Source organism: Salinibacterium sp. UTAS2018 (genome assembly GCF_004118935.1).
Classification (GTDB): Bacteria; Actinomycetota; Actinomycetes; order Actinomycetales; family Microbacteriaceae; genus Rhodoglobus.
The window spans coordinates 177,199-202,919 of sequence record NZ_CP035375.1 but is presented as its reverse complement, the minus strand read 5'-3'; the positions used below and the strand labels follow the sequence as shown (position 1 = coordinate 202,919).

Annotated in this window: 24 protein-coding genes and 1 tRNA gene; 14 read left to right on the top strand and 11 right to left on the bottom strand. The window is 62.3% G+C overall.

Features of this window, described 5'->3' with window-relative positions; translation table 11 throughout:
• Window positions 1-14: 14 nt before the first annotated feature.
• On the bottom strand, window positions 15-815 hold the full coding sequence (locus ESZ53_RS00985; RefSeq protein WP_129071128.1) for a crotonase/enoyl-CoA hydratase family protein: 801 nt from the start codon (window positions 813-815) through the stop codon (window positions 15-17).
• 84 nt (window positions 816-899) lie between these two features.
• Between ESZ53_RS00985 and ESZ53_RS00980 the strand changes: the two genes are divergently transcribed.
• Window positions 900-1,217 carry a DUF4333 domain-containing protein gene (locus ESZ53_RS00980; protein ID WP_129071127.1) on the top strand — a complete coding sequence of 106 codons (318 nt, stop codon included), beginning with the start codon at window positions 900-902 and terminating at the stop codon, window positions 1,215-1,217.
• Here the strand turns inward: ESZ53_RS00980 and ESZ53_RS00975 are convergent.
• The 6 genes from ESZ53_RS00975 to ESZ53_RS00950 form a co-directional block, all read right to left on the bottom strand.
• Entirely contained in the window at window positions 1,175-2,050 is an 876-nt protein-coding gene (locus tag ESZ53_RS00975) for an arginase family protein (protein WP_129071126.1), read from the bottom strand. The genes ESZ53_RS00980 and ESZ53_RS00975 overlap by 43 nt on opposite strands.
• A 24-nt stretch (window positions 2,051-2,074) precedes the next feature.
• Window positions 2,075-2,812 (bottom strand): PspA/IM30 family protein, encoded by a 738-nt coding sequence (locus ESZ53_RS00970; protein WP_129071125.1) that lies wholly within the window; start codon window positions 2,810-2,812, stop codon window positions 2,075-2,077.
• Window positions 2,813-2,851: 39 nt separating this feature from the next.
• Window positions 2,852-4,873, bottom strand: coding sequence for a TPM domain-containing protein (locus ESZ53_RS00965; RefSeq protein ID WP_129071124.1), 2,022 nt, complete (start codon window positions 4,871-4,873; stop codon window positions 2,852-2,854).
• Window positions 4,874-4,928: 55 nt separating this feature from the next.
• Window positions 4,929-5,681, bottom strand: a complete 753-nt coding sequence (locus ESZ53_RS00960) for a hypothetical protein (RefSeq protein ID WP_129071123.1) — start codon at window positions 5,679-5,681, stop codon at window positions 4,929-4,931.
• Entirely contained in the window at window positions 5,674-6,231 is a 558-nt protein-coding gene (locus ESZ53_RS00955; protein ID WP_129071122.1) for a sigma-70 family RNA polymerase sigma factor, read from the bottom strand. Before ESZ53_RS00955 ends, ESZ53_RS00960 begins: the two co-directional genes overlap by 8 nt.
• Before the next feature lie 104 nt (window positions 6,232-6,335).
• Window positions 6,336-8,165: a phosphoenolpyruvate carboxykinase (GTP) gene (locus ESZ53_RS00950; RefSeq protein WP_129071121.1), complete on the bottom strand. Its 1,830-nt coding sequence runs from the start codon at window positions 8,163-8,165 to the stop codon at window positions 6,336-6,338.
• A gap of 124 nt (window positions 8,166-8,289) precedes the next feature.
• Between ESZ53_RS00950 and ESZ53_RS00945 the strand changes: the two genes are divergently transcribed.
• A complete protein-coding gene (locus ESZ53_RS00945) occupies window positions 8,290-9,726 on the top strand; it encodes a helix-turn-helix transcriptional regulator (protein WP_129071120.1) in 1,437 nt (478 codons plus the stop codon).
• A gap of 32 nt (window positions 9,727-9,758) precedes the next feature.
• Here ESZ53_RS00945 and ESZ53_RS00940 read toward each other — a convergent pair whose 3' ends face one another.
• Window positions 9,759-10,199, bottom strand: a complete 441-nt coding sequence (locus ESZ53_RS00940; RefSeq protein WP_129071119.1) for a rhodanese-like domain-containing protein — start codon at window positions 10,197-10,199, stop codon at window positions 9,759-9,761.
• A gap of 86 nt (window positions 10,200-10,285) precedes the next feature.
• Between ESZ53_RS00940 and ESZ53_RS00935 the strand changes: the two genes are divergently transcribed.
• Window positions 10,286-10,948, top strand: coding sequence for a pentapeptide repeat-containing protein (locus ESZ53_RS00935; RefSeq protein ID WP_129071118.1), 663 nt, complete (start codon window positions 10,286-10,288; stop codon window positions 10,946-10,948).
• A 5-nt stretch (window positions 10,949-10,953) separates the two neighbouring features.
• Here the strand turns inward: ESZ53_RS00935 and ESZ53_RS00930 are convergent, their stop codons facing one another.
• Window positions 10,954-12,237: an FAD-dependent oxidoreductase gene (locus tag ESZ53_RS00930; RefSeq protein WP_129071117.1), complete on the bottom strand. Its 1,284-nt coding sequence runs from the start codon at window positions 12,235-12,237 to the stop codon at window positions 10,954-10,956.
• 96 nt (window positions 12,238-12,333) lie between these two features.
• Here ESZ53_RS00930 and ESZ53_RS00925 point away from each other — a divergent pair, with 96 nt between their 5' ends.
• Window positions 12,334-12,699: a helix-turn-helix transcriptional regulator gene (locus ESZ53_RS00925; protein WP_129071116.1), complete on the top strand. Its 366-nt coding sequence runs from the start codon at window positions 12,334-12,336 to the stop codon at window positions 12,697-12,699.
• Between the two features lie 57 nt (window positions 12,700-12,756).
• A complete protein-coding gene (locus ESZ53_RS00920; protein WP_129071115.1) occupies window positions 12,757-12,960 on the top strand; it encodes a hypothetical protein in 204 nt (67 codons plus the stop codon).
• Between the two features lie 115 nt (window positions 12,961-13,075).
• On the opposite strand, the gene ESZ53_RS00915 is transcribed toward ESZ53_RS00920, so the two are convergent.
• A tRNA-Arg gene (locus tag ESZ53_RS00915) sits at window positions 13,076-13,148 on the bottom strand.
• Window positions 13,149-13,234: 86 nt separating this feature from the next.
• Here ESZ53_RS00915 and ESZ53_RS00910 point away from each other — a divergent pair.
• Window positions 13,235-14,029, top strand: a complete 795-nt coding sequence (locus tag ESZ53_RS00910; protein ID WP_129071114.1) for a transglutaminase family protein — start codon at window positions 13,235-13,237, stop codon at window positions 14,027-14,029.
• A gap of 15 nt (window positions 14,030-14,044) precedes the next feature.
• Here ESZ53_RS00910 and ESZ53_RS00905 read toward each other — a convergent pair whose 3' ends face one another.
• A complete protein-coding gene (locus ESZ53_RS00905) occupies window positions 14,045-14,674 on the bottom strand; it encodes an arginyl-tRNA synthetase (RefSeq protein ID WP_129071113.1) in 630 nt (209 codons plus the stop codon).
• Window positions 14,675-14,809: 135 nt separating this feature from the next.
• Between ESZ53_RS00905 and argS the strand changes: the two genes are divergently transcribed.
• The 8 genes from argS (at window position 14,810) to prfA (ending at window position 25,716) form a co-directional block, all read left to right on the top strand.
• Window positions 14,810-16,471, top strand: a complete 1,662-nt coding sequence (gene argS, locus ESZ53_RS00900) for an arginine--tRNA ligase (protein ID WP_129071112.1) — start codon at window positions 14,810-14,812, stop codon at window positions 16,469-16,471.
• A gap of 5 nt (window positions 16,472-16,476) precedes the next feature.
• Window positions 16,477-17,334 (top strand): DUF2993 domain-containing protein, encoded by an 858-nt coding sequence (locus ESZ53_RS00895; protein WP_129071111.1) that lies wholly within the window; start codon window positions 16,477-16,479, stop codon window positions 17,332-17,334.
• Window positions 17,335-17,439: 105 nt separating this feature from the next.
• A complete protein-coding gene (lysA, locus tag ESZ53_RS00890) occupies window positions 17,440-18,843 on the top strand; it encodes a diaminopimelate decarboxylase (protein WP_129071110.1) in 1,404 nt (467 codons plus the stop codon).
• Window positions 18,840-20,156 (top strand): homoserine dehydrogenase, encoded by a 1,317-nt coding sequence (locus tag ESZ53_RS00885; RefSeq protein ID WP_100389961.1) that lies wholly within the window; start codon window positions 18,840-18,842, stop codon window positions 20,154-20,156. Before lysA ends, ESZ53_RS00885 begins: the two co-directional genes overlap by 4 nt.
• 3 nt (window positions 20,157-20,159) lie before the next feature.
• Window positions 20,160-21,251, top strand: coding sequence for a threonine synthase (thrC, locus tag ESZ53_RS00880; protein WP_129071109.1), 1,092 nt, complete (start codon window positions 20,160-20,162; stop codon window positions 21,249-21,251).
• Window positions 21,248-22,186, top strand: a complete 939-nt coding sequence (gene thrB / locus ESZ53_RS00875; protein ID WP_129071108.1) for a homoserine kinase — start codon at window positions 21,248-21,250, stop codon at window positions 22,184-22,186. The genes thrC and thrB overlap by 4 nt, the downstream gene beginning before the upstream one ends.
• Before the next feature lie 132 nt (window positions 22,187-22,318).
• Window positions 22,319-24,634 (top strand): transcription termination factor Rho, encoded by a 2,316-nt coding sequence (rho, locus tag ESZ53_RS00870; protein ID WP_129071107.1) that lies wholly within the window; start codon window positions 22,319-22,321, stop codon window positions 24,632-24,634.
• Window positions 24,635-24,636: 2 nt separating this feature from the next.
• Window positions 24,637-25,716, top strand: coding sequence for a peptide chain release factor 1 (prfA, locus tag ESZ53_RS00865; RefSeq protein ID WP_129071106.1), 1,080 nt, complete (start codon window positions 24,637-24,639; stop codon window positions 25,714-25,716).
• The last annotated feature ends 5 nt before the right edge of the window (window positions 25,717-25,721 follow it).

Sequence of the window (25,721 nt, the reverse complement as noted above, 5' to 3'; positions counted from 1 at the left end):
GTGCGCCGGCGGTCCTACCTGCCGATGAACTCGGCGGTGGTGCGCGTCATAAACGCTTCCATGCCAATTCTGGCATCTTTACTCTGAGCGACCGCTACGAGGGCGGGCTGAAGGCCAGCCTCGGCCGCTGCATCGCCCTCGCGAATCGCAAGGTTCGCGTTAGCCAGCGCCGCTTGCACCGCGAGCGGAGCCTGGGCAGCAACGCGGTGAGCCAGTTCAAGACCACGCGCATACTGCTCGCCGTGGGGCACAACTTCTTGCACCATCCCGATTCGGTACGCCTCCGCGGCATCAAAGCTGTCACCGGTGAGAATCCAGCGCATGGCATTCGACCAGCCGACCTGGCGGGGGAACCGAATCGTCGCACCGCCGAAGGGGAGGATGCCGCGAGAAACCTCCACCTGACCGAACACCGTGGAGTCCGCGGCAACCGCAATGTCACTCGCCAACAGCAACTCAATGCCGAGCGTGAGGCACGTGCCCTGCACCGCAATCACGACGGGCTTCGAGAGCTTTTCGCCCGAGACCTGCCACGGGTTGATGCCGCCCTCGGGAACCATGTCGAGGCCGTCGGCGCCAATGCGGGGGCCGATGTCTGCGAGGTCGAGGCCGCCCGTGAAGTGGTCGCCGTGGGCAAAGACGAAGCCAGCCCGCAGGTCGGGGTCGCGCTCAAGTTCGCCATACGCGAGCGCCAGCTGCTGCAACATTTCCATGTCGGCGGCGTTGCGCTTGTCCGTGCGATTGAGTCCGATGAGCAAGACGTAGCCGTCTCGCTCCACAGTGATCTTGGGGGTGCTCGAGTTGGAGTCAGTCATGGCCCCAGACTACGACCGCGCGGCTGCCAGTGGGAGGGATGCTGGCGATAAGCTCATACCCACCCCAACTTTTCGGAGGCTCCTGTGTTGCGATCCGCAATTCTCGTGTGTGCTGTCGCGACGGCGGCCCTTCTCAGCGGCTGCAGCAGCGAGCCGCCCGTCGAAGTGTCCGCGAGTGACATCGCCGCGACGGCGGTTTCGGCACTCGAGCAGTCGACGGGCGAATCGCCCGAAATGAACTGCGGCACCGACACCATTCAGCTCAAGAACAACACGAAGCTCGACTGCGTTCTTACCGACACCACGCTGGGCGAAGACTTCGACAGCGAAGTGACGATCACGGATGTCGACGGGGCGAACTACTCGGTGTCGGTCGCGGTGGCGGAAGAACCGCGCGAATGACTGCCGGCGCTCGCTAAAGCGCCAATCAGTCGCAGGATCGTGGGGGAGTCATCCACCGCGGCCGCCATTGACGCGGGAGCAAATTCGGTAATGCCCGCGCCCGCCAGCGGATACTTCGCCACGACAGCGCGAATCGCGTCGATGAGCACTCCCGCTTCGATGCCGAACGGCACGGGGGAGCCGAGTCCTGCAAAGTCCGCGGGATCGAGCACATCTAAGTCGACATGGAGATACACCGAATCGGCGCCCGTCGCGGCGATGGCCTCAAGCAACGTCTCCGCCGAGAAATCGACGGGACCGAGCATCCGGATGCCGGACTGACCGATGTAGTCATCTTCAGCAATATCGACCGAGCGCACGCCCGCGAGAATCACCCGATCGGCGCGAACAGGATGCGCGGGTACCAGCTCAGGGGGCCCCTCACCCAGAAGGGTGCGCAACACCATGCCGGTAAATGCACCAGAGGGGCTCGTCGCAGCAGTGTGCAGATCCGGATGCGCGTCCAGCCACACCACGGCAGGTTCGCTCGCGCTCACATGTTCGATCGCCGCGAGCTCAACACCACAATCGCCACCGATGGTGACATGAGTGTCAACACCAGCTTCGGTGCCCTCGGCGAGAGCGTGGCGTAGCCGGTCGCGCACGAGCAACAGCGAACTGTAGCGGTGCACGCCCGTGCCCTGATGGTCGCCCGCTTCGAGGGGAATGTCGACGGTGCGAGTCAACGCAGAGGGAAGATCTCCCCGAATTGACTCGGCACCGTCCACAAGCTGCATCGCGCGGGACGAACCCGAGCCCTGCCACTGCGGAACGACAACGTAATTAATTGTCATCCGTTTAACTTTCGAGTTGCTGAGCTATTCGCCAGCGGTGAGGGCCTGGGTTCCGCCAGCCTTGAGAGCCGCGAGACGAGCCTCAATTTCGGTCTGCTTGCCGAGGTCTTCGAGGCCTTCGAACTGAGCGTCGAGGCTGGATGCCGCGAGCTCCTGCTGGCCGAGAACCTTGGCCTCTTCGCGGCGAATCTTGTCCTCGAAGCGGCCGAGGTCGCTCGTCGGGTCGAGGAGATCGATCGACTTGAGGGCGTCGTGAACCTGCGACTGAGCTTCGACCGTCTTGGAGCGAGCAACGAGCTCGTCACGCTTGGCGGTGAGTTCGCTCAGTTTGGCGCGCATGCCATCGAGACCACTCTTGAGCTGGGTGACGACTTGAGTTTGCGACGCGATCGTCGGCTCCGCGGTGCGAGCTTCGTTCTCGGAGGACACCTGGCGACCGATCGCGACCTTAGCGAGGTTGTCGAACTTGTCGGCATCCGCACTGTTGCCACCGGCACGCAGTTCGTCAGCCTTGCCGCTGGCCGCGAGAGCCTTGCGGCCCCAGTCAGCAGCAGCGTCAATGTCTTCGGTGTGATCCTGCTCCATGAGGCGCAGGTTGCCGATGGTCTGAGCTACCGCGCTCTCCGCATCCGCAATGGAGTTGGTGTAGTCGCGCACGAGCTGGTCGAGCATCAACTGAGGGTCCTCCGCCGAGTCGAGGAGCGAGTTGATGTTCGCCTTCAGTAGTTGTGAGATTCGTCCGAGAATTGACTGCTTTGCCATGCGACGTGCCTTTCGTGAGTTTTCTGAAGGAAACCGTAATTAGAATCTACCGCCGCGGCTGCGGCCACCACCACTGCGACGAGACGATCCGCCCGAGCTGCGTCCGCCAGAGCGCCCGCCACCCGAGAATCCGCCGCCAGATGGACGTGACGAGCGCGAGCCGCCGCCCCAGGAGTATCCCGAGGACGGTCGTGAGGAGCGCGAGCCGAGGCTGCCGCCGATGAGCCCGCCGATGATGCCGCCGAGCAGATCTCCACCACCGCCGGAGCCCGAGCCACCAAGCAGCCCGCCCAGGCCCGCGTTGGAGCCGCCGGAGAACTGCGACACCTCGCGCTGAGCGATGTCATACGCGCTCGCCGCCAGATGGTCGGCCGAGCGCGCGTGCGTCAAAGCAGTGACCGGGTCGGATGCCTGCAGCGCGAGCGCCTGCTTGAGCTGACGATCAGCCTCGGCGATCTTCGTTCGCGCCGATGAGCCCACGCCACCACGACGCGTCGTGATGAACTGCGCGGTCGTCGTGATGCGAGATTGTGCTGCCGCCAAGGCCGCCGCCAACTGCGTCGCTGCTTGAGCGATTGCGGCTTGCTGATCGCGCACGCCCAGGAAAACAGTCTCGAGAGCAGCGTTGGCATCGCCGAGCGAACTCAAGCTGGCGACAGGGTCGGCTGTTGCCGACCGAGCGGTTGCGAGCGCCGCTTCGGCCCTCGCGATCGACGGCTGCAGAGTTGCTGCCGTGCTGTCGGCGGGGAGCGCCCGCGCTGCAGCGATGTCGTTCGTGGTGTCCGTGATGGCGGCGGCAAGCTTTTGCTCTGCCGCCTGGAGCTCTGCGGTCAACGAATCGACGGCATCCATCAATTGGATGGCCTGGCCCAGTTCGGCTTGAGCGGCGCGCACAGCGACAGCAGCTTCACTCGGCTTCTGGGCTTCGATGGAGGCCTGCGCCGCCGTTGACGTATGAACTGCCGAACTCAGCAGGGCCTGTGCCCGGGCACCGTTGTCGGCAACAGCCTCAATGGCGGCGGGGGCATAGCGCGCGCTGAGCGCCGCGAGGGCTGCCTCGGTGGCAGGGAGGCGTTGGGCTGCGGCAGCAATCGCGGTGGAGGTTTCAGCGAGAACCGCGGGTGCGTTGGTCTCAAGTTGCCGAAGGTCGTCGAACGCCGCAGCCTGCTCGTCGAGCAAGTCGTCGGCGTGCTCGCACAGCTCGATGATCTCGATCGTCATGGCGCGCTTCTGCTCGGCCGTTTCAGGCTCACTGTCATCGAGTTGCTGACGGATGCGGAAGGCCTTCGTCACCGCGGCATTCGCCTCGGCCAGCGACGCTTGGAATCCGGCTGTCGCGGCCGCACCGAACTGTGCTTCGGCAAAGCCGAGCTCTTGTTCGCTGGTCTTGACTGCGTCATCCAGGTCGACCAGGGCGCTGCCGGCGCGACGGTCTAGCTCTTCCTGCGAGACCTCGGCGGCGGGAGCGGCGCTGCGGCCACCCTTTCCGCCGCGTCGTACGCGATAAATCACGAACGCTCCGGCACCGAGCACTGCGATGCCTCCCACGATGGGCAAAACCGGGATGCTGCTCGATGCTTCGGAGCCCGTCGCCGCGGAGTCTTCGCCGGCGAGAGAATTGGCCCCCGCAACGGCCGCCTGACCCCAGTTGTCGTCGCGCAGCTCGGATTCGATCGCGCTTTCCGCGGCATCCAACTGCGCATCCGTTACCCCGGCATCAGCGGAAACAGAAAGCGCGTACTGACGCTGCGAAACGGCAACGGCCAGCAACAGGTCGTTGTCGCCGAGCCCATTGTTGTTTGCGGTCGCATCAGCCCAGTCGACGGGATCGCTGGGGTTGGTGAATTCGTCGACGTAAACGACGAAAAGTTGGATGCCTTGGCTGTCATACAGCGAATCGACGGCGCCGTCGATGGCGCTCGAATCACCATCAAGCACACCCACCGAGTCGACGACATAGCCGCCGTCGAGGCTCACGGGGTCGCTCGCGAAAGCAGGCCCTGCGGTGAGCAAGGCGAGCGTTGCAGCGAGCGCCAGAGTGGCGCTTAGTCGAGCCTTCACGGGTGCTCCTTCGTCGACGACAGTGACACGGGGAGTCTAGCGAAGGCGGCTGTGGTTACTGCAGCGTGATTACTGACTTTGCGCTGCGAACTTCGGCAGTATCGCCCTCGGCGGGATCCTCGGGCACGAAGGCGAGAGTCGCGTTGACAGCGTAGGTTCCGGGTTCCACCATGCCGCCGGTGTCGATAGTGGTGCAGTCGAAAACGTCGATTGCGACATCGAATGCGATGCTCTGGCCCGGTTGCAGATTCACCGGCATGACCGACAAAATCTGTACATCCGGGCTGTGAGAAATCACGATTGAGTCGCGCAGCAGGTTCACGTCGGGCACGTTCGCGGTCGTTCCGGTAACCGGCTCATCCGAGGTATTAGTCATGAGCACCGTGCCGTAAGCGCTACCCGACGCCACAACCTCGGCGGGAAATTGCAGTTCGAGTGACAGCCCGAACGGCGTTGCCGCATCGGTGCGGATGCTGGTGCCACACGCCGCGGTGATTGGGCTTGTGTCTTGGGCGGCCTGCGGGGCGTCTGACGGAGCGGCGTCGCTCTCGGCGTCGAACTGACTTCCTGCTTCTCCCGAATCCTCAGCGACCACTCCCGCCGTGGTGCTGATCAGGTCTGCCTGCTGATACGTGTTGATCCCCGCGAACACGAGCGCGCTCGCTGCAAGCACGCTGATGGCGCCCACGGCAAACTGACGGGGACGACGGCGACGCTTGCTTCCGGAAATCACAGCGGCGGTATCAATATCGATTGGGGGCAGCTCGGTGCCAGAAAACTGGTTGCGCAGTTCGGTTTCATCAACCACGGTGGCCTCCCAGATTGTGTGAGTCAGCGGCTGCGTGCGCGTCGGCGCGATCGAGACTCACAGCCATGCGGGCGAGCCCGTCGCTCAGGTAGCGTTTCACGGCTCCCGAGCTGATATCCAGGGTTGCGGCAATGTCGTCCACTTTGAGGTCTTCGTAATAGCGAAGCACAACGCACGCCCGTTCGCGCGGGCGGAGTTTCATCAGTTGAGACTGCAGGTCTAAGCGAGCCTCGGTGTCAGCATCCGCAGATTCATGGATGTCGGGCTCCACCGTGAGGTGAGCGATCTTGCGCCAGCGGCTGATCCGTCGACCGCGGTCAAGGTAGGTGTTCAGAATCGCTCGACGTACATAAGCTTCGGCGCTGGCGATGCCAAAACCGTTGCGCAGACGGCCAAAGGTTTTCACGAGGGCATCGTGCACAAGGTCGGAGGCGTCGTCGCGGTTGCCCGAAATCAGGTACGCGTAACGCGTCAATGCCGCGCCTCGCTCGGCGACGAGTTGTGTGGCTACGTCTTCCCAGCGGGCAGGGGTGTTTTCGGTCTCAGTCACTGAGCCCCTCCTCGCCGTCGTCTCTATTGTGGCCGAGGAATGGCCAATAGGTAGCGCAATTGTGGTCACACTAATAAAGACGAACGGCGAGGCGGTTTCGTTGGTTAGCTTGTGAGGCGTGCTTTCAACTGCTCAAGCTGGCGTTCTACAGCAGCGGGAACCCGGCCATCGAAGGTTGCAAAAAATTCTTCGGTGGATGCCGCTTCGGCGAGCCATGACTCGGTATCGATCGCGAAAAGCTGTTCCATCACGTTCTCATCGAGGCCGAGACCGTCGATATTGAGGTCGCCTTCGCGGGGGAGCAGCCCGAGGGCGCTCTCCTGAGCGGCAACTTGACCGTCGACGCGTTCGAGAATCCACTCGAGCACGCGAGAGTTCTCGCCGAAGCCTGGCCAGAGGAACGAGCCATCCGCACCCTTACGGAACCAGTTGACTTGGAAGATGCGCGGCACTGTACCCGAGCTGCGAAGATTCTGGCCGACCGAGAGCCAGTGGCTCCAGTGGTCTGCCATGTTGTATCCGCAGAAGGGCATCATGGCGAACGGATCTCTCCGTAGTTCGCCAATGGTGCCTTCGGCAGCCGCCGTCCGCTCAGATGAGATAGTGGCGCCCAGGTAGACGCCATGCTCCCAATCTCGTGCCTCCACCACTAGCGGCACGTTGGTCGCGCGGCGACCGCCGAAGATTATGGCGTCAATTACGACGCCCTGTGGCGATTCCCAGTCATCTGCGATGCTGGGACATTGTGCTGCTGCCACAGTAAAACGTGAGTTCGGATGCGACGAGGGGGTTCCCGTTTCGGGAGTCCAGTCGTTTCCTTGCCAATCGATCAGGTGCTCAGGCACTTCATCGCTCATGCCTTCCCACCAGACGTCGCCGTTGTCTTTCAGCGCGACGTTGGTGAAGACGGTGTTGCCCCAGATGGTGTCCATGGCGGTTTCGTTGGTGGTGATTCCGGTTCCGGGAGCCACACCAAAGAAGCCAGCTTCGGGGTTGATGGCGCGCAGGCGGCCGTCAGCTCCCTTGCCGAGCCACGCGATGTCATCACCAATCGTTTCGGCTTTCCAGCCGGGAATGGTGGGCTTAAGCATTGCGAGGTTGGTCTTGCCACAGGCGCTGGGGAATGCCGCAGCGATGTGGAAGACGCGACCACGGGGGTTCGTGAGTTTGAGGAGCAGCATGTGCTCGGCAAGCCATCCCTCGTCGCGAGCGATCACCGAAGCGATGCGCAGAGCGAACGACTTCTTCGCGAGAATGGCGTTGCCGCCGTAAGCGGAACCGAACGACCAAATTTCGCGAGTCTCGGGGAAGTGACTGATGTATTTGGTCTGGTTGCAGGGCCACGGCACATCCGTGTCGCCGGCGGCGAGCGGGGCGCCAACACTGTGGATGGCGCGCACCCACTCGGTGGAGTCATCGATGGCGTTGAGAACGGCGGTTCCCATTCGCGTCATGATGCCCATGCTCATAACGACGTAGGGGGAGTCGGTTACCTGCACGCCAATCTTGGCGAGGGGCGAACCGAGTGGTCCCATGGAAAACGGAACAACGTACATCCGGCGGCCGCGCATGGCGCCCTCGAAGAGCCCGCCGAGGGTGTTGCGCATATCTGCGGGTGCAGCCCAGTTGTTGGAGGGGCCGGCGTCGCTCTCGTTGACTGAGCAGATGAAGGTGCGCGATTCGACACGAGCGACATCGCTGGGGTCGCTGCGGGCGAGAAAGCTGTGGGGACGGTACTCATCGTTGAGTCGTGTCAGCGTGCCGGCCTCAATCATGAGTTCGGCGAGCTCGTCTGCCTCTGCGGGGCTTCCGTTGCACCAGACGACTTCGTCGGGCTGAGTGAGGGCGGCGATCTCTTCCACCCAGTTAATAACGCTCTGATTTGTTCCGTCGGGTGCGGAGAAGTGCGTCCTTGTCATCTCGGCGATGCTCATTTCTACCTTCCGCTGAAGTGTTGTTGTGAGGAAAAACTGTTGTTATTCGATGATGACCCAGTTTTGTGCCACTTGTTGTCGATTAGAGTCGAAAGAATGCGTATTCTTTAGTTATAGTGAACGTGTGAATGATCTTGTGACTCTCGGGCAACGCATCCGACATTTCCGTACCACGGCCGGACTGACCCTCGACCAACTGGGTGACAAAGTGGGAGTCGCGGGCAGTCAGCTCTCTCTTATGGAGAATGGGCGACGTGAACCTCGCCTGACTCTGTTGTCGGCAATCGCCTCGGCCACGGACATCCAGCTTGCCGATTTGCTTGAGGAGACCCCACCGACCAAGCGGGCTGCTCTCGAAATTGAGCTCGACCGGCTGCAGCGCAGCACCATTTACGCTTCGCTCGGCCTGCCCAAGATTCGTCCGTCGAAGGGCATTCCTGACGAGACGCTCGAAGCGATCGTGGGGCTTCACCACGAACTATCGACGCGTTCGCGCCAGGCGATTGCGACTCCCGAGGAAGCGCGTCGAGCAAACACCGAGCTGCGCCAGCGCATGCGCACCCTCGACAACTACTTGCCCGACCTTGAGAAAGAGGCCGAGAAGCTCACGATCGCCGGAAACCACACCACCGGTGCACTGACGCATCGTGCCGTGAGCCTGATGGCAGAATCGCTCGGCTTCGAGCTCGTACACGTGCACGACCTGCCCCATTCGGCACGCTCGGTTACCGACCTGAAGCACGGACGTATCTACTTGCCGCCGGCATCCATTCCCGGTGGTCACGGTTTGCGGTCGATGGCGCTTCAGGCGATGGCGCACCGCGTTCTCGGTCACGCGGAGCCGACGAGCTATGCCGAGTTCTTGCACCAGCGTCTCGAAATCAACTACTTCGCAGCGGCCGTGCTCATGCCGCTCAAGCAGTCAGTGACATTTTTGAGCGAGGCCAAAGCGGCGCGCAACATTGCCGTCGAAGACTTTCGGGATGCCTTTGGCGTCACCCACGAGGCAGCAGCGTTGCGCTTCACCAACCTTGCGACTTCGCACCTCGACCTCGAGACCCACTTCTTGCGCGTCGGCGACGACGGCGCCGTTTACAAGGCCTACGAAAATGATGGGCTTCGACTACCGGTGGATGTCACGGGCTCAGCCGAAGGCCAGTTCGTGTGCCGCAATTGGAGCGCCCGCACCGCGTTCACGCGCACCAACCGCACGACGGAGTTCTACCAGTACACCGATACTCCCGAAGGGAGCTTCTTCGAGTCGACCCAAACGGGAACGACGGATGCTGAAGAGTTCTCCATCACGATCGGTGTGCCCTTCTCTCACTCCAAGTGGTTCCGCGGCCGCGCCACCGACGTGCGTCGTTCCTCTACCTGCCCCGATGAAACCTGCTGCCGTAAGCCAGAGGACGTGCTTCGCGACCGTTGGGCAGGCAACGCCTGGTCGAGCGCCAAGCTCCACGCCCACATCCTGTCGCCGTTGCCCTCGGGAACCTTCCCGGGCGTCGACGACCGCGAACTCTACGAGTTCTTGGAGTCGCACTCGAGCGACGCCGGCTAGGCATCCTTAGCGCAGGCGCAGCGTTTTCGACCTCAGCAGTCGCAGGAGATCGCGGCGACGGGAGCCGTGAGGGGATCCTTGTCGCGGATGACGGGGCCGGTGCTGTCCTCGACGGGGAATCCTTCGCGCGCCCAGTATTCGAAACCGCCGATCATCTCCCGCACTTCGTAGCCGAGCTTCGCGAACTCGAGCGCGGCTTTCGTGCCACCGTTGCAGCCGGGGCCCCAGCAGTAGACGACGACAGGCATGTCGTGGGGGATCTCGGCGTCGGCGCGAGCGCTGATGGTGGCGGTCGGCATGTGCAGGGCACCGACCGCGTGACCCTGATTCCAGGCGGCGTCACCGCGCGAGTCGATGAGCACGAAGCGGTCGTTGGCCTCGAATGCGGCCCCGACATCCGAGGGATCAGTTTCGTAGTCGAGCTTGCTCGAAAAGTGGGCAACTCGGTCTGCGGTGGTGGCGGGAGGCGTCATGCGTACAGGCTAGCGGCGCAGCGTCAGTGCGGTGGGGTAGTTTCGGTTCGACGCAGAACCCATCGAATGAAGGAGCACCCGGCTATATGGCTAAGAGAGCAGTGACGGCAGCTCCGCTCATTGATGCGTTGCGTTTAGCGAATCTCGTCGATGGGGAAGCGGCGTTGTTGCGGCCGCACGAAAGCTATGACGGGCAACGGTTCACGGCATCCGATGTCAGCGAAGATGACCTTTCAGGGATCTCGTTCACGGAGTGCGAGCTGATCGAGCTCGAAGCCAATGAGGCGAACTTTCGGGCAGCCACTTTCGTGGAGACCCGCTTCGAAAAACTGAACGCGCCCATCTTTGCGGCCCCGCGTTCGAACCTTCGTGACGTAAGCATCGAAGGCTCCCGGTTGGGGTCGGCAGAATTTTACGAGTCAACCTGGAGGTCGATCCGGTTCGTCCACTGTCGCATCGGGTATCTGAACCTGCGCGGCGCTCACCTGCAAGACGTTCTATTCGATGACTGCTTGATCGACGAGCTCGACCTGGGTGGCGCTACGGCAAACCGTGTCGCGTTCACGAACACGCAGGTGAACACTCTCGACCTCACCCGCGCCAAGCTCACTAACGTCGACTTGCGATCGCTCGAATTGCGCCACGTCACGGGGGTCGAACACCTCAAGGGCGCGACGATTAACTCTTACCAACTGGCAGAACTAGCACCGGCCCTCGCCGCGCACCTCGGGATCGTGCTCGACGACTAAGCCAGTCAGCAACCGCCGCTGGTGGTTGAGCAGCAGACGCCCGTCTCGGGCAACATGAGGTTCACACGGCCAGCACTCGCCACGTCGCCAGCGATAGCGGCAACCACCGAGCGCACTTGCTCGTAACCGGTCGCCATCAAGAAAGTCGGGGCGCGGCCGTAGCTCTTCATGCCGACGATGTAGACGTTCTTTTCCGGATGCGCGAGCACACTCGCTCCGTGCGGCTCCACGGTGCCGCAGCTGTGCACATTCGGGTCGATGAGGGGCGCCAGCATCACGGGAGCTTCGAGCACCGGATCGAGGCTGAGGTGCAGTTCCCTCAGGATCGCCAGATCGGGGCGGAATCCGGTCGCGGCGGCGAGAGCATCCACTGTCACTGACTGGTTGCCATCGGGATTATGGCTCGAGACGGTGAGGCGGCCATCGGGCTGTGGGGTGAGCTCGGTGACGGTGAAATCTGTCAGAAGAGTGATCGCTCCGGATTCGACCGCATCCTTGAGGTTGCTGCCGAGGGCGCCGCGGCCCGGTAGTTCATCGGCGCTGCCGCCACCATAGAGTCGACGGGCCGAGCGGCCGCGAATTGCCCAGGTGATTTCGGTACCGGGTTCGCTGGCGCGCAGTTCGGCGAGAGCCAACAGCGTGTTGGCGGCGGAATGACCCATACCCACGACGAGGGTGTGCTTGCCGGCGAAGCGTGCGCGGTCGGCCCCCAGAACATCCGGAAGCGGGCCCGTCAGCCACTCACTGGCGTCGGCCTCACCTGTGGCGGGCAGCCCGGAGGCACCAATGGGGTTGGTGTGGCCCCAGGTGCCGGACGCATCGATGATGGCCGAAGCGAGGATGTCGTACACGCCATCGGGGGAGTCAACGCGAACCAGGAGCGGCCGGCGCTCGCGGCCAACCGTCTTGGTGGAGTCGATGCTCTGGCGCGACATCCCGATCACGCGGCTGTTGTAGCGGATGAGTGGTGCCAGCTCGGCGGTCGCGGCGAGCGGCTGGAGGTAGTCGCGCACGAGCTCGGTGCCGGTGGGGAGGGTCTCGGCGGCGGGGGAGACCCAGTCCGTTTTTTCGAGAAGTGCACGCCCGCTGGGATCGATGTTGTATTTCCACGAGGAGAAGAGGGAGACGTGCCCCCAGGCGCTAATGGCCGCACCGGCATGGTCGCCGGCTTCGAGCACTACCGCATCGATACCTCGCTGGGCGAGGTTGGCAGCAGCAGCCAGTCCAATCGGGCCGGCTCCGATGACCACGACGGGGAGCGGGCCGGAGGGGGAAGGTGCGATGGTCATTGCTCTCCTTGATGATGTTCGTCACAGCGCTACTAGCGCTCACTCACAATAACAGTACTTACTGTTGATAACAAAGAAATCAGGTAAGGTGAGGGCATGAGCGAACGTGTCGATCTTCTGATGATTCAGAAGCCCACCTGGTCGGCAACGGCCGAGCGGGCCCAGAGCCTGGCGCCGCTCCTGCGCGCCCTCGGCGATCCCAACCGGCTGCAGCTCGTGCTGCTCCTCACCGAACGCGCCCACACGGTGCGCGAGCTGACGGATGCCACCGGCCTGAGCCAAACGCTCGTGAGTCACCACTTGGCGCCGCTGCGCGAGAACGGTCTCGTCACGGTGACGCCTCGCGGTCGCTCCAACGTCTATGAACTCTGCTGCGAAGCGTTCGCCGAACCCGTCAAGATGCTCGCGTCAGTCGCCACCAGCACGGATGCCGGGGCCGAGGCTTGCTGCGTCGTGAAATAGCAGCCCGGAAGCGCTATTTCTCTAGAGGTCCGCTGCCTCGTGACGTAGCGTGTACTCATGACAAAGTCTCAAACATTGCCATTGCCGCGCTGGGCGTGGGTGTCGCTAGCTCTGTACAGCGTCACGATCATCGCGGTCGGGCTCTGGGCCAGCATTGCTACCGGCGAGTGGATCGCTCTTGTCAGCGCATCCGGACTAGTCGTTCTGCCGCTGGGTGTCATGGCCTATCGCCAATCGAGCACGCAACGGCAGCCAGAATAACCTCCGCCGCAATCGCGAGGTCGAACTGACCGCAGCGCCGGTGAACAACAACGCCGGCTAACAGCAGCGCCAGCCAAAAGCAGCGCCCGTAAATAACAGTGCGCCTAAATAACAGTGCCCCCGGAGGGAATCGAACCCCCGACCTACGGTACCGGAAACCGGCGCTCTATCCCCTGAGCTACGAAGGCAAGGAGGCTAGCTTAGCAAGCAATTGCCCCAACAATTAGCACTCCGTTGGGATGCCCGTTTCAGGTTCTCGTGACAGTATCGGAGCATGCTGCGTACCGTGACCTCCCACCAAGAACTTGACCTTCGCGGTCGCACCGAAATGGTCTTCAGCATTGCTGTCGCGGCACCGTGGCCACTCACATCCGAATCAATTAATTTTGTGTTGGATGGCGTACCCCAGAACCCCACAGAGTTGGTCGATGCGCGCGGAACCCGCTTGCACTCGCTGATTGCGGGCCCGGGGCAGCTTGTCGTGGATTACGCCGCCACCGTCGAGGCCACTCCCGAGCCCGCGCCGCTCAACGCAATCGACCGAGTCGAGTATTTGCGGCCGAGCCGGTATTGCGAGTCAGATGTGCTCACTCCGACGGCGCGTTCGCTGTTCCCGACGCAAACCGGCCATGAACTGGTGCAGGCTATCCGCAGTTGGGTTTCGACCAATCTGCGTTACAGCCCCGGAATGTCGGCGGCGACAGATGGAGCGTCACATTCGCTCTTGACGCGCCGCGGGGTTTGCCGCGACTTTGCCCACCTCACCATTGCGATGTTGCGCGCCAAAGATGTGCCCGCCCGCTATTCGTCGGTGTACGCGCCAGGGTTGAGCCCGATGGATTTTCACGCCGTAGCCGAAGCCTTTGTCGACGGTCGCTGGTGGGTCGTCGATTCGACCGGGCTCGCACCACGTCAGTCGCTCGTGCGCATCGCCACCGGCCGAGATGCCGCGGATGTCGCGTTCCTTACGAACCACTGGGCTGACCTCTTCTTGCAGAAGCTAGAAATCACGGCAACCGCAGACCAGCTTCCGACTGACGACCACCACACCCCTGTCGAGTTGTCGTAGCCCGCTCTGGTTTGGCTATTGAAGTGCGGCGCGTACTTCAGCAACCAGGTTACTGGCCTCGTCTGCTGAGGTGAATTCGCGTGAACTCAGCGTTGCCCAATATGGGCCAACGAAGATTTGAGCCGTTCCGATTCGGTCGGTGATCGAGAAGTAGCCGCTGAAGGCATCCGCGCTCGATCCCGCGTTCGATTTGAAGGTCGCGAGCTTGGATGAGGTTGGTTGCGCTACTGACACGTCGATCGACGTGCTGTTCGTTCCATTTTGCCAGCGGCAGGCGACACCCTTTGCTGATAGCGCAGCGGCTGCGGTCGTTCCCGAATCCGGGGTGAAGCTGCCCAGCAGAAGGAAGTTGGGGTTGAAGTCGTACATCGCGCTTGGCGACACCAGATCGTTGCAGCCGAAACTTACGGCAGTGTCCTGCGCCGACTTCGACGGTGTGGGGCTGGGAGTGGGGGTGGCGGATTTTGTTGCGCTGGCCGACGCGGAAGGCGTTGCGGTGGCCTCGGGCGCCGAGTGTGTGGGCGTGCTTGAGACAGTGGGGCTGTTGGTAGCCGTGACAGTTTCGCTCGGCACACAGCCGCTCAATAGTAATGCGGAGGTGCTGAGGGCGATTGCGGCGTAAACCGTGCGAAGTCGAAGTGCCATACCTCCATTGTCGTGACCCGCAGGGACAAAGCCGCGCAGTGACCCGGCAGTGTCGTGAAGTGTGCGCCAAGCGCTGAACGTCATGTGGCTCCCCGCTCGCACAGATTCCCCGTAACCAACCAGTACTCTTGAGGGGTGAATCCTGCTGACCTTTCTGCCACCCTGCTCTCTGTCGTCTCCCGCATCGCGGCTGACCGCGGCACGCCCGATTTGGGCCTGACCGCGAGTGACCTGGTGCTAGAGCGACCGCGCAACCGCGATCACGGTGATTGGGCATCCAACATCGCGATGAAGCTCGCTAAGCCCTTGGGAGCCAACCCTCGCGAACTCGCGACCGAAATCGCTGAGCAGGCTCGCGCTATCGACGGCATTGCTTCGGTGGATGTTGCGGGCCCAGGCTTCATCAATATCACTTTGGATGCCGCTGCCGCGGGTGCACTTGCGAAGACAATCGTCGAGCAGGGAGAGGCGTACGGTCGCAACGAATCCCTCGCGGGTCAGACCATTAACTTGGAGTTCGTGTCGGCCAACCCCACGGGCCCGCTGCACATCGGCCACACTCGGTGGGCGGCTCTTGGAGACTCGCTGGCACGCATCCTGAAGGCAGCCGGGGCCGAACTCGTGAGCGAGTTCTACATCAACGACGCCGGTAACCAGATGGACAACTTCGGGGCATCGATTCTGGCCTCCGCCAAGGGCGAACCGACTCCGGAGAACGGCTACCCGGGTGCCTACGTTGCCGAGCTCGCGCAGCGCGTGCTCGCCTCAAATCCCGAGATTCTCGAGCTTGACCACGATGAAGCGATCGCCGTCGCTCGCGAGCGGGGCTACGAACTTCAGCTCGGCGAGATCAAGAAGTCCCTCGCTGCCTTCAACGTGCACTTCGACGTGTGGTTCAGCGAGCGTGAACTGCACGCGGTGAAAGAAGATGGCAAGAGCGCCATCGATACCGCAGTGGAGCGTCTGCGGGCTCAGGGTCACGTTGCTGACATCGACGACGCTGTGTGGGTCAAGACGACCGACTTTGGCGATGACAAAGACCGCGTGATCAAGCGCGGCAACGGAATCTACACCTACTTTGCTGCCGATGCGGCCTACTACTTGAGCAAGGGCGATCGGGGCTATGCCCACAAGATCTACCTGCTCGGGGCCGACCACCACGGCTACGTTCACCGTCTCAAGGCGCTCGCGGGCGCGGCCGGCGACGACCCCAATAAAGACATTGAGGTGCTCATTGGGCAACTCGTGAGCATCAACGGTGCACGCCTCTCTAAGCGTGCCGGCAACATCATCGAGCTCGATGACCTGCGCGAATGGCTCGGAACGGATGCTCTGCGCTACTCGCTCGGTCGTTACCCGTCCGATTCGCCGCTCAACCTCGACCCCGAGATTTTGCAGAAGCGCACCAACGACAACCCCGTCTTCTACGTTCAGTACGCACACGCCCGCACTCACAGCGTTGCTCGCAATGCGGGGGAGTCGGGAGTGGACCGCAGCGTGTTTGATGCCTCGCTGCTCACGAATGAGTCAGAGAGCATCCTGCTGGGTGTTCTGGCGGAGTTCCCGCGCATCGTGGCTCAGGCCGCCGAATTGCGTGAGCCGCACCGTATTGCGCGCTTCGCCGAAGAGCTCGCTGGCAGCTACCACCGTTGGTACGATCAGTGCCGCGTCACTCCCATGAACGACGAAGAAGTAACTGACGTTCACCGCACGCGACTGTGGGTCAATGACGCTGTTGGTCAGGTTCTGCGCAACAGTCTCTGGATGCTCGGGGTCAGTGCCCCCGAGCGGATGTAACTGACGTGGCCTCCGACGACAACCCCACGCTCGAGCTGCGTCTCGACGGACCGGGGGAGACCGCCCCGGAGTCGTCCGTAGCGACAGCACCCAAGAAGCCTCGCCGTCGCTGGATTCTGTGGTCTGTCCTCGGAGCAGTTGTGGCGATCCTCGTGATCGCGGTGGTGCTCATCGAAACCGTCGGGCGCACAACGGCCGTGCGCCTCGCGCAAGACGAAATCGCGTCATCGCTCGATCTCGAATCGAGCGAGGGTGTGACCGTCGACCTCGGCTCGGGCTCGCTGATTCTGCAAGCGCTCGCCGGAGGGCTCGATGCTGTGACGGTCGACATCGATCGGTTCGAGGTCAATGGGCTTGATGCCGCGGTAGGGGTTATTGCGACCGGCGTACCGCTGACATCGTCGCAACCGATTGACGCGGTGTCGATGACGGTGTCGATCCCCGGCGCTGAAGTGTCGAAGCTCGCGAGCACCCTCAGCGACACGGGACTCGACTCGATCGAGCTGGAAGGCACCGCTATCCGGGTGTCGACGGTCTTCAAGGTTTTCTTCTTCGAGATTCCGGTTGCCCTTGACCTTGTGCCGGTGGCGGCGGGCGATTCCGTCGCCTTCGAGCCGGAGTCCGTCATCCTGAACGACGAAGAGATCTCCGTTGCCGACTTGCTCGACAACCCCCTTGTTTCTGGTCTGGCGGGAGGGCTACTCAGCTCCCAAGAGTTCTGCGTTGCTTCATCATTGCCGACGGCATTGACGATCGATTCGGTCGCCGTCGCCAGCGACAACCTCGTCATCGAACTCAGTGCTGATGGGATTGCCCTCGACGATGCCGCGTGGAAGCAATACGGTACGTGCCCGGCGCCGTAGCTCGATTCAGCGCTAGCGGCATCAGCCGTTAGAGTGGTCAGCATCCCCAACGCCTGTGCGGACACAATCCGCCGTTTTCCGTCTACATCTCTGTGAGGTGCGACTGTGTTCGCGAACCCGCTGGCGCCCGAGTGGCTCGAAGCTCCCGCCGAAGCTAATTCTTTGGTACCGACCGTCTGGTCGCGCAATGCTGCGCGCGCCGAGAACGGTGAACTCACGATTGCCGGCGTGCCCGCAAGCGAGCTTGTCGCTCACTTTGGCACGCCCGTGTACGTCATCGATGAAGCGGATGCCATTGCCCGTGCCACAGAAATCAAGGGTGCGTTCGATGCTGAGTTTGCTCGCATCGGTTCGAGCGTCAAGGTGTACTACGCCGGCAAGGCGTTCCTCTGCACCGAGGTTGCCCGCTGGATGACGGCCGTTGGCCTCAACATCGACGTGGCCAGCGCTGGCGAGATGGCGGTTGCCCTCGCGGCTGGCACGGATGCGTCGCGACTGGGATTCCACGGCAACAACAAGAGTCTTTCCGAGATCGACCGTGCTGTGCGCGCGGGCATCGGCCCCATCGTTATCGACAGCGTCGTCGAAATCGGTCGGGTTGCTGAAACCGCTGCACGGCACGGTCGAACCCAGCGGGTGCGTTTGCGCATCAATAGCGGGGTTCACGCGTCCACGCATGAGTACTTGGCAACGGCCAGGGAAGACCAGAAGTTTGGTGTTCCGCTGACCGAGGCCGAGGCGATTGTGGCGCAGATTCGTTCGCACTCCTCGCTGGAGTTCGTAGGCATCCATTCGCATATCGGATCGCAGATTTTCGACACTGCGGGCTTTGCTGAGGCAGCTCGTCGCTTGCTTGAGCTGCATGCACGGTTGTCGGTAGCGGCCCCGGTGCCCGAATTGAATTTGGGCGGCGGTTTCGGCATCGCTTACACCTCGGCCGATCAGGCACTGCCCGTTGCTGAGTTGGCGGCGTCGCTGGCCAACATCGTTGAGGCGGAGTGCGCTCGACTTGAGATCCCGATCCCGGTGATTGCCATCGAGCCGGGTCGCTCGATCATTGGGCCATCCACTACAACGCTCTACACGGCTGGCACCATCAAAGATGTGCTCGTCGATGGCGAAGCAGTGCGCAAGTACGTCAGTGTCGATGGCGGCATGAGCGACAATCTGCGTACGGCGCTCTACGGCGCCGACTATTCAGCTCGTCTCGCGAATCGGGTGTCGGATGCCGCCCCAGAGCTCGTGCGCATCGCCGGCAAGCACTGCGAGGCCGGCGATATCGTCGTTCGCGCCGAGTACTTGCCCGGTGACGTTGAGCCCGGCGATATCGTCGCCGTTCCCGCCACCGGTGCTTACGGCTGGGCGATGTCCAACAACTACAACTATCTTGCGCGCCCGCCCGTAGTGGCCGTGCGCGACGGCGAAGCTCGCATTATTGTGCGCGGCGAAACCGAAGACGACTTGCTCAGCCGCGACGCGGGAATCACACCATCGGGAGACTCTGTATGATCGAATACCGCAACCTTCGTGTCGCAGTTTTGGGCGGAGGAAGTGTCGGATCACAAGTCACCGCTCTACTGCTCGAGCACGCCGACGAGCTTGCTGCCCGTGCGGGAGCCGGGCTCGAAGTCGTCGGTGTTGCCGTTCGTGACATCGATGCTCCGCGCGACACCGACATTCCGAAAGAGCTGCTGACGACCGACGCCGAGTCGCTTATCGTGGGCGCCGATATCGTCATTGAACTTATTGGCGGCCTCGAACCTGCTCGCACCTGGATTCTCAAAGCCCTGCATTCGGGGGCCGATGTCATCACGGCCAACAAGGCCCTGCTCGCTCACCACGGCGCGGAACTCTTCGAAGAAGCCGCTCAGGTCGGCGCCCAGCTGTACTACGAGGCAGCAGTAGCCGGCGCGATCCCAATCATCCGCCCGCTGCGAGACAGCCTTGCCGGTGACCGCGTCGAGCGCATCCTGGGCATCGTTAACGGCACCACGAACTACATTCTTGACCGCATGGATGCTACGGGCGATAGTTTCGACACCGCTCTTGCCGAGGCCACGCGCTTGGGCTTCGCTGAGGCCGACCCCACCGCCGACATCGAGGGCTACGACGCTGCGCAGAAGGCCGCGCTGCTGGCCAGCCTCGCGTTCCACACGCGCGTGCCGCTGGATGCCGTGCACCGCGAAGGCATCACGAGCGTCACCGCCGAGCAAGTTGTTGCCGCGCGCAAGGCCGGCTACGTCGTCAAACTGCTCGCAATTTGTGAGCGCGTTCTTGCCGCCGACGGCTCGACCGAGGGCGTTAGTGCTCGCGTTCACCCCGCCCTTGTTCCGTTGACTCACCCACTCGCTGCCGTTCACGGCGGCAACAATGCGGTGTTCGTCGAGGCCGAGGCTGCAGGCAGCCTCATGTTCTACGGTGCTGGCGCCGGCGGCATTGAAACCGCATCCGCCGTTCTGGGCGACGTTGTGTCAGCCGCTCGACGCCACGTCATCGGCGGCCCCGGCGTTGCCGAGTCGACCCACGCCAACCTTCCGATCCTGCCGATCGCCCGCGTGATGACGCGCTACCAGATCACCTTGACGGTCGTGGATGAGCCCGGTGTGCTCGCCACGATCGCCGCAGTATTTAGTGACCACCACGTCTCCGTAGAAGCGGTCAACCAGACCGTTGGTGCAGTAGTAGAGGGCGTGCCGAGCGCTACCCTTATTACTGTGACGCACGAGGCGACGGATGAATCGCTTGCCGCCACGGTGGCAGCGCTGGCCGAGAATTCGGTTGTGCGCGAAGTTGTGTCCGTTTTGAGAGTTGAGGGGCTGTAAATAATGAATAGCGAAATCCGGAACCGCCAGTGGCGCGGTCTGCTTCACGAGTACGCCGACCGTCTCAACATTTCTGACGCGACCCCCATCATCACGCTGGGAGAGGGCGGAACTCCTCTGATTCCCGCACCAGCGCTGTCGGCTCGCACCGGCGCTAAGGTCTGGGTCAAGTTCGAAGGAATGAACCCCACGGGCTCGTTCAAAGACCGCGGCATGACAATGGCCATCTCGAAGGCTGTTGAGCACGGCGCCAAGGCCGTTATCTGCGCCTCGACCGGTAACACTTCGGCTTCGGCGGCTGCGTACGCTGCGCACGCGGGAATCACCGCTGCTGTTCTCGTGCCCGAGGGAAAGATCGCGATGGGCAAGCTCAGCCAGGCCATCGCTCACAACGGTGAACTCATCCAGGTTCAGGGAAACTTCGACGATTGCCTCGACATCGCTCGCGACCTCGCCGACAACTACCCGGTGCACCTCGTCAACTCGGTGAACCCTGACCGTATCGAAGGCCAGAAGACTGCCGCTTTCGAGGTCGTCGAAGTTCTGGGCGACGCCCCTGACTTCCACATTGTTCCCGTCGGAAACGCGGGAAACTACACCGCTTACTTCCGGGGCTACAGCGAAGAGCTAGAGCGCTCCGCCACCACCAAGCTGCCCCGCATGTTCGGTTTCCAGGCCGAGGGCAGTGCTCCGATCGTTCGCGGCGAAGTCGTTAAGAACCCCGACACAATTGCCAGCGCTATCCGCATCGGAAACCCCGCATCGTGGCACCTCGCCACGGAGGCCCACAAAGTGTCGAATGGCTACTTCGGCGCCATCAGCGACGCCAAGATCCTCGAAGCTCAGCGCATCCTCTCGGCTGAAGTTGGCATTTTCGTCGAGCCCGCCTCCGCCATCAGCGTTGCCGGACTTCTCGAGCGTGCCGAAGCTGGTCAGATTCCTCGTGGTTCCACCGTTGTGCTCACGGTTACCGGCCATGGTCTTAAGGACCCGCAGTGGGCGCTTAAGACGGCTAGCGGTGATGACATCACGCCGAAGGTTGTTCCCGTCGACACCGCTGAGGTCGCAAGCGTGCTGGGGCTGGCCAAGGCATGACCTCGCTGGTCGGTCGCAGCGTCGTCGTGCGCGTGCCGGCGACCTCTGCCAACCTCGGTCCCGGCTTTGACACGCTCGGGCTTGCCCTCTCGCACTACGACGAACTGATTGTTAACGCGGTCGAGGGCTCGGGCGTCGAGATTGATGTCACCGGTGTTGGTGCAGGAATTGTTGCGACCGATGAGTCGAACCTCGTTATCCAAGCGATCCAGCACTGCTTTACGCACTTCGGCCAGACGATGCCGGCACTGCACGTGTCGGCGACCAACGTCATCCCGCACGGTGGTGGCTTGGGTTCGTCGGCAGCAGCTATCGTCTCGGGCGTTATGGCTGCGAAGGGCTTACTCGAGGGCATCGTCGAGATGGATGCCGCCACTCTTCTCGTGCTCGCTACCGAGCTCGAGGGACACCCGGACAACGTCGCGCCGGCACTCTTGGGCGGTCTCACCATCGCGTGGAGCACTGACTCTGGGCCGCTAGCGAAAAAGCTGATGGTGCACCGCGGAGTCTCACCGCTTGTCTGCGTTCCTGACTTTCAGGTCTCGACGGCGCACGCGCGCAGTCTGCAGCCGGATGCCGTGCCCTACGCCGATGCGGTTTATAACGTCTCGCGGGCAGCACTCTTGATTGCCGCGCTCACGCAGAGCCCCGAAGTGTTACTCGAAGCCACGGGCGATCGCCTCCACCAGGACTACCGTGCTGCAGCGATGCCGCAGACCACAGAACTGATTCGTATGTTGCGCTCGCACGGCCACGCTGCTGTTGTTTCGGGCGCTGGTCCCTCGGTGCTCGTGCTCGCGGATGACCCCGCGAAGCGCCTCGAAGCCGTTGCTCTCGTGCAGGAGCACGCCGCAACGCCGTGGGAATGTCTCCTCTTAGCTGTGGACTTCAAAGGTGCTACAGTGAATGAGCACCAGGTAGAAGCTACGGCGTAGCCGCAGCATCCCGGTCGCACTTCACCCGTCGTATCCCCGAATTTTGATTCCTGCGCATCCGCGCAGACATCGGTGAGCGACTAGCTCTCCGCCAAGCGATTCATTCTTGGTTGGGGAAAGGAACCCCTAGTAGTGACTGACGTCAACAACCACGCATCAAGCGTGGATTCCCGTGCCGCGCTGAGCGCGTTACGACTGCCCGAGCTTCAAGCAATGGCGGCCGAACGCGGCATCACCGGTACTTCCAAACTTCGCAAAGGAGATCTCGTGGACGCAATTAACGAGAAGAACAACAGCAACAAAGACTCTGCTCCCGCCACCGAAGCGGTTGCCGCTCCGGCACGCAAGCGTGCTTCACGCCGCGTGACGAGCACTGATGGTGCCGCTATCGCCGGCTCCGAGGCTCCCGCAGGCGCTCCGAAAGTAGACAAGAACGCGTCGTCGTCGAACGACGTCGCAGCTCAGGCCCCTGCCGCGGATGCCGCAGCAGAGAAGCCCAAGACGGCTAGCCGCAAGAAGAAGGTTGACTCCGCGCCCGCCGCCGAGTCGACTGCCGCCGCCGGCTCAGCAGCGTCGACCGACGCCGCAGCATCCAGCGACGCTCCCGCCGCAGAGGCCGCGCCCAAGCGCAGCCGTCGCAGCTCCAGCCGTAGCGTTGCCGCAGCAGACGCGTCGAGCGACGCCAGCGTCGCATCGACCGGCGACGACGCCGTAGCGAGCGACGCTAAAGCCGCCGACAGCGAGGGCAAGGCTGCCAAGAGTGGCAACCGCAACAACAGAGGTGACAAGGGCGCGAAGAGCGCCGACAACAACTCTGACAACGCGGACAAGAGCAACAACGCCGATAAGAGCAACAACGCCGATACCAACAACGGCGACAAGAACAGCAACGCTGACAAGAACAACAACGCTGACAAGAACAGCGACAAGAACAACAGCAACGACAGCGACAACGACGGCGACAACGCCGACAACGAGTCGGGTTCGGGCCGCGGGCGTAACCGTAACCGCAACCGCAACAGCCAAAACGGTGAAGGTTCTGGTCGCCAGAACAACAACCGTCGCCAGAACAACAATGGCGAGGGCAACAACGGCGACAGCAACCGCAACGGCGGCGACAGCAACCGCAGCAACCGCAACAACGGCGACGGCAACAACAACAGCCGCAGCAATGATGACTCGCGCGGCGGCGACGTTGACTCCGAGCGCGGTGGACGTGGCCGTTACCGTGACCGCAAGCGCGGCCGTGGAAACATGGGCGACGACTTCGAGCCCGAGATCACCGACGATGACGTACTGATCCCGGTCGCCGGCATCCTCGACGTTCTCGACAACTACGCTTTCGTTCGCACCACTGGTTACCTTCCGGGTAACAGCGACGTGTACGTTTCGCTTGGTCAGGTCAAGAAGTACAACCTCCGCAAGGGTGACGCCGTTGTTGGCGCCATTCGCCAGCCGCGTGAGGGTGACAACAATCAGGGCCGCCAGAAGTACAACGCCATCGTGCGCATCGACTCGATCAACGGGCTCCCCGTTGAAGAGGCAGCAAACCGCGTCGAATTCGGCAAGCTCACCCCGCTGTACCCGCAGGAGCGTCTGCGTCTCGAGACCGAGCCGACCATGTTGTCGACTCGCATCATCGATCTTGCCGCTCCGATCGGAAAGGGCCAGCGCGGCTTGATCGTCTCGCCTCCGAAGGCTGGCAAGACTCAGGTTCTGCAGGCCATCGCGAACGCGATCTCCAAGAACAACCCCGAGGTTCACCTCATGGTCGTTCTTGTGGACGAACGTCCCGAAGAGGTCACCGACATGCAGCGCACCGTCAAGGGCGAAGTTATTGCTTCGACCTTCGACCGCCCCGCTGAAGACCACACCACGGTTGCTGAACTCGCCATCGAGCGTGCCAAGCGTCTCGTCGAGCTCGGCCACGACGTCGTTGTGCTGCTTGACTCGATTACTCGCCTTGGCCGTGCGTACAACGTGACGGCACCGCCGTCGGGACGCGTACTTTCGGGTGGCGTCGACTCGGCAGCGCTGTACCCGCCGAAGCGCTTCTTCGGTGCGGCTCGCAACGTTGAAGAGGGCGGCTCGCTCACCATCATCGCTACCGCGCTCGTAGAGACCGGTTCCAAGATGGACGAGGTTATCTTCGAAGAGTTCAAGGGCACCGGCAACATGGAGCTTCGTCTCTCACGCCAGCTCGCTGACAAGCGCATCTTCCCCGCGGTCGATGTCAACGCATCCGGAACGCGTCGCGAAGAAATGCTGCTCGGCGCCGACGAAGTCAAGGTCACCTGGAACTTGCGCCGTGCGCTCGCGGGGCTCGACCAGCAGGCTGCTCTCGAGATCGTGTTGAATAAGCTGAAGGAGACGCAGTCGAACGTTGAGTTCCTCATGCAGATCCAGAAGTCGCTTCCTTCCACTACCGGCAACAAAAAAGAGGTCTAATAATGTTCGAGTCAGTACAGTCGCTGCTGACCGAGCATGCGGATCTCGAGGGCCAGCTTGCTGACCCCGAGCTTCACTCCGACCCGGTCCGCTCTAAGAAGGTCAACCGACGTTACGCCGAGTTGTCGCGCATTGTTGCGGCATACAACCACTGGCGCCAGTTGACCGACGACCTCGCGGCCGCCACGGAAATGGCTGCCGAAGATGAGTCATTCGCCGAAGAGATTCCTGGCCTCACGGAGTCGCTTGATGCTGCTCAGGAAAAGCTGCGCCGCATCTTGATTCCTCGTGATCCTAACGATTCCCGTGATGTGATCATGGAAATCAAGATGGGTGAAGGTGGTGCTGAGTCGGCGCTCTTCGCCGGGGACCTGCTGCGCATGTACTTGCACTACGCAGAGTCGAAGAAGTGGAAGACCGAGATCATCGAGCAGACCTCGAGCGACCTTGGCGGTATCAAAGACGTTCAGTTGGCCGTTAAGGGCAACTCGAGTGATCCCGCTGAGGGCGTCTGGGCGCACTTGAAGTACGAGGGTGGAGTGCACCGCGTTCAGCGCGTGCCCGCCACCGAGTCTCAAGGCCGCATCCACACGTCTGCTGCGGGTGTGCTGGTGTTCCCTGAGGTTGACGAGCCTGAAGAGGTCGAGATCAGCCAGAACGATCTCAAGATTGATGTCTACCGTTCCTCGGGCCCCGGTGGTCAGTCGGTGAACACCACTGACTCCGCTGTTCGTATTACTCACCTTCCGACTGGAATCGTCGTGGCGATGCAGAACGAGAAATCGCAACTGCAGAACCGCGAGGCCGGTATGCGGGTGCTTCGTGCGCGCATCTTGGCTCGTTACCAAGAAGAGGCGGATGCTGAAGCGAGCGAATACCGCAAGAGCCAGATTCGCACGATGGATCGTTCCGAGCGCATTCGCACGTACAACTTCCCTGAGAACCGCATTGCTGATCACCGCACCGGATACAAGGCTTACAACCTTGACCAGGCGATCAACGGTGCGCTCGAGCCCGTTATCCAGTCGTGCATCATAGCTGATGAAGAGGCTCGTTTGGCTGCTGTCGGTAGCGACTCCTGAGCGAG